Consider the following 11,586-nt stretch of genomic DNA (forward strand, 5'->3'; position numbering starts at 1 on the left):
TGGGCCGTGGCCGGCAGGTTGAGATTCCGGTTGTGCAGCATGCGCATGAGGAGGGCGCCGGGCCCCGGGGGGGTAGCGGCGGCCCGGAGGGGTGTCCGGGACGGGCCGCGTCCGCTGTGCCTGGGGCAGGGACGCGACGAATCGGCGCAGGGTGCCCCTGTGCTCCGGCGGGAGACCGGCGGCCTCCCGGATGACACGAGGGACGTCACGCCCGGCCGTCGCGTCCAGTGGAGCGAGGTCTTCGGGGAGGTCGGCGCCCGCGATCGCGAAAACGTCCGCCGTGTGCAGGCCGAGGGCGGGTGCGAGCCGCCGCAGGAGGGGTGGCGTCGGGGTCTGGTGGGCCCGGAGCACAGCCGTCAGTTCGGGCTCGGGGACGTCGGCGAGACGGGACAGGGACGTCGGGTGCAGCCTCCGGCGATCGAGCAGCCGCCGCAACCGCGCACCGAAGTCGTGTTCCCCCACCATCGGGTCAGAGTAGGCCGACGGTCACACCGGAACCGACGGATACGACGGATACGACGAATCCGACGGGCCGGAAGGGGCGGACCGGCCGGACCAGCCATGTCCTGATCTGTCCCTCTTGCCTGGGGGAAGCCTGTGTTCCGGCTGAGCCGGAGCCGTGCGACCTGGTCGTCGGGTGCGGACGGTACCCCGCACGCAGACGCAGACGTACGGGACCGCCAACTTCCCTGACCGATGAGGGCGTTGGCACGGACCGGCCACAGGAACCCCTTGAGCCTCTCTTGGCGCGCCGCCCACTCTGATCACTGGCTTCCGCCCATCGGGCCGGAAGCGTTCATCAGCGAATTCAGGGGAGGACGCACCACCCATGCGAAGACTCCATGCCCTCGGTGCCGTGGCGGGAGCGGCCGGTCTGCTCGCGGCGGCGATCACGCCCGCGACGGCCGGCCCCGGCACCGCACCCGGCGCGAGCACCGACACCTCAAGTGCCCCCGCCACCTCAAGTGCCCCCGCCACCCGGACTGTCACCCTCATCACCGGCGACACCGTCTCGCTCACCGCCGGACCGGACGGCAAGTACGCCGTCGACGTACGGCGCGGCGCGGGCCGGGAGGCCGCCACGTTCCTGTCCAGCGAACGGGACGGCGAGGTCAGCGTCCTGCCGACGGACGCCGTCCCGCTGGTACGGGCGGGCCGCCTCGACCCGGCACTGTTCAACGTCACCCGGCTGGTGAAGCAGGGGTACGGCGACGACAGGACCGGCGCCACCCCTCTGATCGCGACCTACGCGAAGGGCGGTGCGACGCCCGAAGGCGCCCGGCGCACGCGGGCGTTGCCCGGGATCGACGGCGCGGCGCTGAGCGCGGAGAAGTCGACCGCGTTCTGGGCGGACATCGCCCCCGCCCTCGGCACCGAACCCACCACGAAGGCCGCGCGGCAACTCGGCGAGGGCATCGACAAGCTCTGGCTGGACGCCCAGGTGAAGGTGTCCCTGGAGACGAGCGTCCCGCAGATCGGCGCACCCGAGGTGTGGCGGTCGGGTCACGACGGCAAGGGCGTGAAGGTCGCGGTCCTGGACACGGGCGTGGACACCGGGCACCCGGATCTCGCGGGCAGGCTCGGCGAGTCCCGGACGTTCGTGCCGGAGCAGTCGGTGCAGGACGGTCACGGCCACGGCACCCATGTGGCGGCCACGATCGCCGGCTCGGGCGCGGCCTCGGACGGCCTGCGCAAGGGCGTGGCGCCGGGCGCGGAGCTGCTGGTCGGCAAGGTGCTGGGCAACGACGGCCGGGGCCAGTCCTCCTGGATCATCGCGGGCATGGAGTGGGCCGCGAACTCCGGCGCGAAGATCGTCTCCATGTCGCTGGGCGGCACCGCGACCGGCCCCTCCGACGTGCTCAGTGAGACCGTCGACGAGTTGTCCGCGTCCACCGGCGCCCTCTTCGTGATCGCGTCGGGCAACGCGGGCCCCGGCGAGCAGACCGTGGGCACCCCGGGCATCGCCGACTCGGCGCTCACCGTGGGCGCGGTCGACAAGTCGGACCGGCTGGCCCCGTTCTCCGGACGCGGCCCGCGTCCCGGTGACTTCGCGGTCAAGCCGGAGATCACCGCGCCGGGCGTGGGCATCATCGCGGCGCGTGCCGCCGGCACCTCCATGGGGGCGCCGGTCGACGACCACTACACGGCGGCGAACGGTACGTCGATGGCGACCCCGCATGTCGCGGGCGCGGCGGCGCTGGTCGCGCAGGCGCATCCGGACTGGACCGGCCGGCAGATCAAGGAAGCCCTGGCCACCACGGCGAAGACGAACACCGACGACTCCGTGTTCGAGCAGGGCAACGGGCGGGTCGACGCCGTACGGGCCGTCGGCCAGAACGTGTTCGCGACCCCGACGCTGAGCTTCGGCAAGTTCGAGGACGGCGACACGGGGGTCGCCACCAAGGACATCACCTACACCAACACCACTGACAAAGCGGTGGAGTTGAAGATCTCGTCGTCGCTCGCCGAGGTCACCCCGGTCGACGGCACCCTGACCGTGCCCGCGCGGGGCACCGCCACGCTCCCGGTCGGCGTCGACCCCGCGGAGAAGGCCGAAGGCCGGTACGCGGGCCACATCACGGCGACCGCCGACGACGGCGTACGGATCACCACGGGCGTCGGCTTCGAGAAGGCACCGAAGACGTACGACCTCGCCGTCTCCCTCCTGGGCCGGGACGGCAAGGCGCCCACCGGCGGGTCGATCTACACCCTCATGGAACTGAGCAACGCCATCCCCGACCAGTACGGCTTCCTCGGCACCGGCTGGACCTGGCAGGTCCCGGCCGGCACCTACTCCATCTCGACCTGGATCCCGGACCGCGACGCGGGCGGCATCGCCGTCGGCACCTCGGTGGTCGTCGCCCCCGAGATCAAGGTGAACGGCGACACCAAGGTCGTCCTGGACGCCCGCAAGGCGGTGGAGATCAAGCCGAGGACGAAGCAGGACTCCGAGTTCCAGGGCTTCAGCACCAATGTGCACCGCGAAGGGCCCGGCGGCGGCTGGGGACTCACCTACAGCCAGGGCTTCTGGACCGACCACCTCTATGTGACGCCGACCGAGCGGGTCACCGAGGGGAGCCTGGAGTTCTCCGCCAAGTTCCGGCTGTACGCCAAGGAGTTGACGGCGAGCTTCACCAGCCCGGAGAAGACCGAACTGTCCTCGCTCTACTACTCGCAGACCTACGAGGACTTCCCCCTGAGGATCAGTGGGAAGCACAAGGTCCGTGCGGTGGACGCGGGCGGCGGTACCGAGGCCGACTTCGCGGGGCTCGACGTCAAGGGCAAGGTGGCGGTGGTCGCGCTCGGCGCCACGGAGCGGGCGCAGAACGCCCTGGACAACGCCACCAAGGCCGGGGCGGGTTACCTCATCGCGTATCGCAAGACGCCCGGCTTCTGGATCGAGGCCGTGGACCGCGCCACCACCGTCCCGCTGATGATCGCCACCGGTGAGGAGGGTGCCCGGCTCACCGCCCTGCTGAGGACCGGCAAGAAGGTCACGCTGAAGCTGGACGGCACACCGGCCAGCCCGTACGTCTACAACCTGCTCGCCGCCCAGAGCGGCGCCATCTCCGCGGATCAGACCTACGACCTCGACCGCTCCAACACGGTGAAGCGGAAGGCCCGTTACCACGGGGCCACGGCCGGCGAGATGGGCGCGGACGCCCTGTACACCTACCGCCCCTGGCAGCTCTTCGGCATCGAGAACAGCCACTACATGGAGCTGGGCACGGAACGCGACGAGTACTACTACGTCGACCCCGACACCCGTACCTGGCACGTCGTCTACCCGAACTGGAACACGTTCAGGGGCCAGTGGAGCCCGCTGCGGACCTTCACCGAACCGGCCACGGAACCCACCGAGAACTGGCTGCGCCAGGTCGTCCGCCCGGGGACCAGCGAGGAGTACGGCCTCTCCACCCGCACCGGCGACAGACTCGCCTTCTCCGTCGCGGAGCTGACCGACTCCACACCGGGTCACTACGGCTACATCGACGGCACCGACAGCACCGGCAAGGGCAGGCTCTACGCGGACGGGAAGCTGGTCGGGGACTCGACGCTCGGCGGCTACGGCACGTTCGACGTGGCGGCGGACAAGGCCTCGTACCGCTTCGAGCTTGATGTGCGGCGCCGGGCGGCCTGGGCCAAGTACTCCACGAGCACGCACACGGAGTGGACCTTCGCCTCGGCGCACACCGCCGCCGAGACGGCCCTGCCGCTGCTCACGGTCGGCATCGCCCCGAAGGGCCTCGACCTCCTCAACCGGGCCAAGAGCGGGCGGGAGTTGAAGGTCGATCTGCCGGTCGCCGACCAGCTGGGCGGGGTGCGGGCGAGCAGCCTGCGGGCCTGGGTCTCCTACGACGACGGCACGTCCTGGAAGGAGGTGAAGGTGAAGAGCGGCGAGGCACGGTTCAAGCCGGCGGCGGGCGCCGAGTCGGTGTCGCTGCGGGTGCGGGCCACCGACCGCGACGGCAACGGGATCGACCAGACCGTGCTGCGGGCGTTCGGCCTGAAGTAGGCGCCACCCGCCACCTGTGCGTCGGCGTTAACAGAGTTCGTCTACCGTGCCCGGACATGGTGAACACGGCACACGACACGGCGCACGCATCAGCGCATGACCCAGCACATGACACGGCAAGACCGACCCCTGCCGCGAGCCCTTGGTCCGCGGTGGGGGTCTCCGCCTTCGACGAGCTGGTGTACCGGTCGATCCTCCACCAGCCCGACGCGGGCGCGGCCGGCTGGGCGCTGCTGACCGGTGCCACCCCGGCCCTGGTCCACGACTCCTGCGACCGGCTGCTCGCGCTCGGTCTGCTCCAACCGCCGGACTCCATGGGCGGGTTACGCGCGGTCGACCCCCGGGTGGCGATCCGGGCGCTGATCCGGCGACGCGAGACCGAGTCCGAACTGCTGGCCGCCACCGCCGATGAGATGGCCACCGCGCACGAGGCCGGACTGCTGCGCGAGGAGCCGTCCCGGCTGGTCGAGGTGGTCTCCGGCGAGGGGGCCAACGCGGCCCGTCTGGAAGAGCTGTACGCGCGTGCCGAGCAGGAGGTGTGTGTCTTCGACACTCCCCCGTACCTGGCCCCGCGCACCCCGCAGTTGGACCTCCAGTCGGACCTGCTCAGCCGCGGCATCACCTATCGCACGGTGTACGCGGCGACCGCCCTGGAGGATCCGGACGTCCTCCACCACGCCTGGAAGATGGTCGAACTCGGCGAGCAGGCCCGGGTGTTGCCCTCGGTGCCGGTCAAGTTGCTGGTGGTCGACGGACGTCGGGCGATGCTGCCGCTGACCGCGTCCGAGGCGGGCGGCTACTGCGCGGCGGTCGTCAGGCACTCGGCGGTCACCGAGGCGCTGCAGAAGCTGTTCGACCTGGCCTGGCAGCAGGCGACGCCACTGGGTCAGCCGGTCGGTGAGGGGGAACTCTCCGAGGGGGAGCGGACGTTGACCCGTCTGCTGGCGGCCGGGATGAAGGACGAGGCGGTGGCCCGCCATCTCGGGGTGAGCCTGCGGACCCTGCGGCGCCGGGTGAGCGAGCTGCAGGACAGGCTCGGCGCGGCCAGTCGCTTCCAGCTGGGGGCGCGGGCGGCGCAGCGCGGCTGGCTGTAGGGCACGCGACGCGGCCATGCGAAGGGCCGCACCCCCGTCACCGGGGATGCGGCCCTCAACCGCCCTGCCTGGCCGCTTAGTTGCGGATCAGGTTGCGCAGCACGTACTGCATGATGCCGCCGTTGCGGTAGTAGTCGGCCTCACCGGGGGTGTCGATGCGGACGACCGCGTCGAACTCGACGCCGCTGTCGGTGGTGACCTTGACCGTGCGGGGCGTGGTGCCGTCGTTGAGCTCGGTGACACCCGTGATGGAGAAGGTCTCCTCGCCGCTCAGGCCGAGGGACTGGGCCGAGGCGCCCTCGGGGAACTGCAGCGGGAGGACGCCCATGCCGATGAGGTTCGAGCGGTGGATGCGCTCGTAGGACTCGGCGATGACGGCCTTGACGCCGAGGAGGGCCGTGCCCTTGGCCGCCCAGTCGCGGGACGAGCCGGAGCCGTACTCCTTGCCGGCCAGGATGACCAGCGGGATGCCCTGCTCGATGTAGTTGCGCGAGGCGTCGTAGATGAAGGAGACCGGGCCGCCGTCGACGGTGAAGTCGCGGGTGTAACCGCCTTCCGTCCCCGGCGCGATCTGGTTGCGCAGACGGATGTTGGCGAACGTGCCGCGGATCATGACCTCGTGGTTGCCTCGGCGCGAGCCGTAGCTGTTGAAGTCACGACGCTCGACACCGTGCTCCGTGAGGTACTTGCCTCCGGGGGTGTCGGCCTTGATCGCACCGGCCGGGGAGATGTGGTCGGTGGTGACCGAGTCGCCCAGCTTGGCCAGGACGCGGGCGCCGGCGATGTCCGAGACCGGGGTGGTCTCCATCGTCATGCCCTCGAAGTACGGGGGCTTGCGAACGTACGTCGACTGCGGGTCCCACTCGAAGGTGTTGCCCTCGGGGATCGGCAGGGCCTGCCACTGGGCGTCGCCCGCGAAGACGTCCTGGTAGGACTTGTTGAACATGTCCTCACCGATGGCGTTGGCCACGACGTCGTTGACCTCGGCCTCGGAGGGCCAGATGTCGGACAGGAAGACCGGCTTGCCCTCCTGGTCCGTGCCGAGGGCGTCGCGCGTGATGTCCACCTTCATGGAGCCCGCGAGGGCGTACGCGACGACCAGCGGCGGGGAGGCCAGGTAGTTCATCTTGACGTCGGGGTTGATCCGGCCCTCGAAGTTGCGGTTGCCCGAGAGGACCGAGGTGACCGCGAGGTCGTGGTCGTTGACGGCCTTGGAGACCTCCTCCGGCAGCGGGCCGGAGTTGCCGATGCAGGTGGTGCAGCCGTAGCCGACGAGGTTGAAGCCGACCTTGTCGAGGTACGGGGTGAGCCCGGCCTTGTCGAAGTAGTCGGTGACGACCTTGGAGCCCGGGGCGAGGGTGGTCTTGACCCACGGCTTGCGGGTCAGGCCCTTCTCCACGGCCTTCTTCGCGACGAGCGCGGCGGCGACCATGACGTACGGGTTGGAGGTGTTGGTGCAGGAGGTGATGGCCGCGACCGTCACGGCACCGTGGTCGATCTCGTACGTCGAGCCGTCGGGGGCGGTCACGGTGACCGGGTTGGACGGGGCGCCGTTCGGGGCGACGGCCGGGGAGTCGGAGGCCGGGAAGGACTCCTTGCCGGACTCGTCCACGCTGTCGACGTAGTTGAGGACGTCCTGCTTGAACTGCTCGGCGGCGTTCGCGAGGACGATGCGGTCCTGCGGGCGCTTCGGGCCAGCGATGGAGGGGACGACCGTGGCGAGGTCCAGCTCCAGCTTCTCGGAGAAGTCCGGCTCGGCGGCCGGGTCCAGCCAGAGGCCCTGCTCCTTGGCGTAGGCCTCGACGAGCGCGAGCTGCTGCTCGCTGCGGCCCGTGAGCTTCAGGTACTTGATGGTCTCGCCGTCGATCGGGAAGATCGCGGCGGTCGAGCCGAACTCCGGCGACATGTTGCCGATGGTGGCGCGGTTGGCGAGGGAGGTGGCGGCCACGCCCTCACCGTAGAACTCGACGAACTTGCCGACGACACCGTGCTTGCGCAGCATCTCGGTGATCGTGAGCACGAGGTCGGTGGCGGTGGTGCCGGGGGTGAGCTCACCGGTCAGCTTGAAGCCGACGACGCGCGGGATGAGCATGGAGACCGGCTGGCCGAGCATGGCGGCCTCGGCCTCGATGCCGCCGACGCCCCAGCCGAGGACGCCGAGGCCGTTGACCATGGTGGTGTGCGAGTCGGTGCCGACGAGGGTGTCGGGGTAGGCCTGCCCGTTGCGCACCATGACGGTCCGAGCCAGGTGCTCGATGTTCACCTGGTGCACGATGCCGGTGCCGGGCGGTACGACCTTGAAGTCGTCGAAGGCGGTCTGGCCCCAGCGCAGGAACTGGTAGCGCTCCTTGTTGCGGCCGTACTCCAGCTCGACGTTCTGCGCGAAGGCCTCGTTGGTGCCGAACTTGTCGGCGATGACGGAGTGGTCGATGACCAGCTCGGCCGGGGAGAGCGGGTTGACCTTCGCCGGGTCGCCGCCGAGCTCCTTCACGGCCTCACGCATGGTGGCGAGGTCCACGACACAGGGCACACCCGTGAAGTCCTGCATGATCACGCGGGCCGGGGTGAACTGGATCTCCTGGCTGGGCTGGGCCTGCGAGTCCCAGCCGCCGAGGGCACGGATGTGGTCGGCGGTGATGTTCGCGCCGTCCTCCGTGCGGAGCAGGTTCTCCAGCAGGACCTTGAGGCTGTAGGGCAGGCGAGCCGAGCCCTCCACCTTGTCCAGCCGGAAGATCTCGTACGACTCGTCGCCCACCTGCAGCGTGCTGCGGGCGTCGAAGCTGTTCGCCGACACGACAGTCTCCTTCATTCCATGTGCGCGTACCACCGCATCCTGCCGCCACGCCTCCTTGGCCGATCCGCTAAGGTAAGGCTAAGTTAGGTACCCCTTACCGGGGTGGCGGCCGCAGTGCGCCTCGGCAGATATCTCGATGTCGAGATAACAGTAGTACATGGGCGCGGGCTGGTCATGCCCGGCCCGATGTGGCGTGCGCCAATCTCCGCTCCGGCAGTCCGGGCGCGCGGGCCTCTTATTGCGTTGCGGGTCGTTTCCCGGGCTTCCTAGCATGGCCGTTCCTCATGGCCGGGGGCCGAGCCCTGTCCTCGGCCGTGCCGACGGATCGGAGATCCCCCGCGATGACGTCCCACCTCCACGCGCTCAGCTTCGACGCGAACGACCCCGCCGGTCTCGCGCGCTTCTGGGCCGGCGTCCTGGACCGGGAGACGACCGAGGACCCGTACGGGGGCATCGCGCTCGCACCGAACGACGACACCGGGCTACGGCTGCGCTTCCTGCCCAGCCAGGAGAAGAAGACCGCCCCCAACCAAATGCACTTCGACCTGACCAGCACGTCCCTCGACGACCAGCGGCGGGTCGTGGAACGGGCACTGGAGCTCGGCGGCCGGCACATCGACATCGGCCAGCTCCCGGAAGAGAAGCACGTGGTCCTCGCCGACCCCGAAGGCAACGAGTTCTGCGTCATCCCGCCGGGCAACGACTTCCTCGCCGGCTGCGGCTTCATCGGCGCGCTCGCGAGCGACGGTTCGCAGGAGGTCGGGTACTTCTGGAGCCGGGCCCTCGGCTGGCCCCTGGTCTGGGACCAGGACGAGGAGACCGCGATCCAGTCGCCACAGGGAGGCACGAAGATCACCTGGGGCGGTCCGCCGCTGGCCCCGAAGGCCGGGAAGTACCGCCTCCACTTCGACCTCGTGCCGTCCGCCGACAGTGACCAGCAGAGCGAGATCGACCGCCTCGTCTCCCTCGGCGCGGCCCCCGCCGACATCGGCCAGGGCCCGGCCGACTGGGCGGTACTGGTCGACCCCGACGGCCACGAGTTCTGCGTACTGCCGCCGCGCTGAGGCAATCGCCGCCCGGGAGAGCCCAGTTGCCGGCCGCGGGCGGGGATGCGGACCGAAGAGCGGGGTACCCGTCGTACATCGGGAAGGGAAGGAAGCAGACATGCCGCTCACGTTCCGCAAGAGCTTTCGGATCCTGCCGGGTGTGCGACTGAACATCAACAAGCGCTCCTGGTCCATCACCACCGGCGGCCGCAACGGCCCCCGCCACACCCACAGCAGCACCGGACGCCGGACGACCTCGATGGACCTGCCCGGACCCTTCGGCTGGCGCCGCACCCGCAACGCGCGGCGCCACTGAGCCCGACTGACGGGCCATCACGCCCATCACCCGAACGGGCCCGTGCCACACCCCCAACGGACCCCCCAAGAGGCGTCATCTCATATCTGAGATAACCTCTCCCTCATGGCAGACGACTACCTCGAACGCATCGGCAAGCTCATCCGTGACGCCCGACAGCACCGTGGCTGGACACAGTCGCAGTTGGCGGAGGCGCTCGGGACGAGCCAGAGCGCGGTGAATCGTATCGAGCGCGGTAATCAAAACATCAGCCTTGAGATGATCGCCCGAATCGGTGAAGCCCTCGACAGTGAGATCGTCTCACTGGGCTACGCGGGTCCGATGCATCTGCGGGTGGTCGGCGGACGTCGGCTGTCGGGCGCGATCGACGTGAAGACCAGCAAGAACGCGTGTGTCGCGCTGCTGTGCGCCACCTTGTTGAACAAGGGGCGCACAGTGCTGCGCCGGGTGGCCCGCATCGAGGAGGTGTACCGCCTTCTGGAGGTGCTCGGCTCCATCGGCGTACGCACCCGGTGGATCAACGGCGGGGTCGACCTGGAGATCGTGCCGCCCGCCGAGGTGGACCTCGACGCCATCGACGCGGAGGCGGCGCGCCGCACCCGCTCGATCATCATGTTCCTCGGCCCGCTGCTGCACCGCATGGACCACTTCAAGCTGCCGTACGCGGGCGGTTGCGACCTCGGGACGCGGACGATCGAGCCGCACATGATCGCCCTGCGCCGGTTCGGCCTCGACATCACGGCCACCGAGGGGCTGTACCACGCCGAGGTGGACCGCTCCGTCACCCCCGGCCGTCCGATCGTGCTGACCGAGCGCGGGGACACCGTGACCGAGAACGCGCTGCTCGCGGCCGCCCGCCACGACGGCGTCACCGTCATCCGCAACGCCTCGTCGAACTACATGGTCCAGGACCTCTGCTTCTTCCTGGAGGCCCTCGGCGTAAGGGTGGAGGGCATCGGCACCACCACGCTCACCGTGCACGGGGTGCCGCACATCGACGTGGACGTCGACTACTCCCCCTCCGAGGACCCGGTCGAGGCGATGAGCCTGCTCGCCGCGGCGGTCGTCACCGAGTCCGAACTGACCGTCCGCCGGGTGCCGATCGAGTTCCTGGAGATCGAGCTGGCGGTCCTGGAGGAGATGGGGCTCGACCACGACCGCTCACCGGAGTACGTCGCCGACAACGGCCGTACGCGCCTGGTGGACCTCACCGTCCGTCCCTCGAAACTCCAGGCGCCCATCGACAAGATCCACCCCATGCCGTTCCCCGGCCTGAACATCGACAACGTCCCCTTCTTCGCGGCCATCGCCGCCGCCGCGCAGGGCCAGACGCTCATCCACGACTGGGTCTACGACAACCGGGCGATCTACCTGACGGACCTCAACCGCCTCGGTGGCCGCCTCCAACTCCTGGACCCCCACCGCGTCCTGGTCGAGGGCCCCACCCGCTGGCGCGCGGCCGAGATGATGTGCCCACCGGCCCTCCGCCCGGCCGTGGTCGTCCTGCTGGCGATGATGGCCGCCGAGGGCACGTCCGTGCTCCGCAACGTCTACGTCATCAACCGCGGGTACGAGGACCTCGCGGAGCGCCTCAACACTGTGGGGGCGCAGATCGAGATCTTCAGGGACATCTGACCCAGCTCCGCGTGAACACTGCTGTATCCACCCCGACCCGTACATACAAAGGTCGGGGTGGATGCGGCGGTGCCTCTGGGAAGCCGCCGGCCATCACGATCACGTGCGCCACGAGGTGAGCGGGACGAGGGCACTCAGGGCTCGCAAGCCCCCTTGGCCGCACCGCGGGCGGTCAGGCAGGAATG

The 11,586-nt window shown here is 69.9% G+C and carries 6 protein-coding genes; 5 read left to right on the top strand and 1 reads right to left on the bottom strand.

What is annotated here, in order from left to right; all coding sequences use genetic code 11:
- Window positions 1-829: 829 nt before the first annotated feature.
- On the top strand, window positions 830-4,516 hold the full coding sequence (locus K1J60_RS10910; RefSeq protein ID WP_220646044.1) for a S8 family serine peptidase: 3,687 nt from the start codon (window positions 830-832) through the stop codon (window positions 4,514-4,516).
- 152 nt (window positions 4,517-4,668) lie between these two features.
- The gene (locus K1J60_RS10915; RefSeq protein ID WP_259407669.1) at window positions 4,669-5,610 is read left to right on the top strand and encodes a helix-turn-helix transcriptional regulator; all 942 of its coding nucleotides are present in this window, start codon (window positions 4,669-4,671) and stop codon (window positions 5,608-5,610) included.
- A 76-nt stretch (window positions 5,611-5,686) separates the two neighbouring features.
- On the opposite strand, the gene acnA is transcribed toward K1J60_RS10915, so the two are convergent.
- Complete coding sequence (gene acnA, locus K1J60_RS10920; protein ID WP_317619706.1) at window positions 5,687-8,404, bottom strand: aconitate hydratase AcnA; 2,718 nt, start codon at window positions 8,402-8,404, stop codon at window positions 5,687-5,689.
- A gap of 341 nt (window positions 8,405-8,745) precedes the next feature.
- Between acnA and K1J60_RS10925 the strand changes: the two genes are divergently transcribed.
- The 3 genes from K1J60_RS10925 to K1J60_RS10935 all read left to right on the top strand — a co-directional run bounded on the left by K1J60_RS10925 (window position 8,746) and on the right by K1J60_RS10935 (window position 11,401).
- Window positions 8,746-9,468 carry a VOC family protein gene (locus tag K1J60_RS10925; RefSeq protein ID WP_220646047.1) on the top strand — a complete coding sequence of 241 codons (723 nt, stop codon included), beginning with the start codon at window positions 8,746-8,748 and terminating at the stop codon, window positions 9,466-9,468.
- A 100-nt stretch (window positions 9,469-9,568) separates the two neighbouring features.
- The gene (locus tag K1J60_RS10930; RefSeq protein ID WP_012999948.1) at window positions 9,569-9,766 is read left to right on the top strand and encodes a DUF4236 domain-containing protein; all 198 of its coding nucleotides are present in this window, start codon (window positions 9,569-9,571) and stop codon (window positions 9,764-9,766) included.
- Between the two features lie 105 nt (window positions 9,767-9,871).
- Window positions 9,872-11,401, top strand: coding sequence for a helix-turn-helix domain-containing protein (locus K1J60_RS10935; protein ID WP_220646048.1), 1,530 nt, complete (start codon window positions 9,872-9,874; stop codon window positions 11,399-11,401).
- Window positions 11,402-11,586: the final 185 nt, after the last annotated feature.

This window comes from Streptomyces akebiae (assembly GCF_019599145.1).
GTDB classification, from domain to species: Bacteria; Actinomycetota; Actinomycetes; order Streptomycetales; family Streptomycetaceae; genus Streptomyces; species Streptomyces akebiae.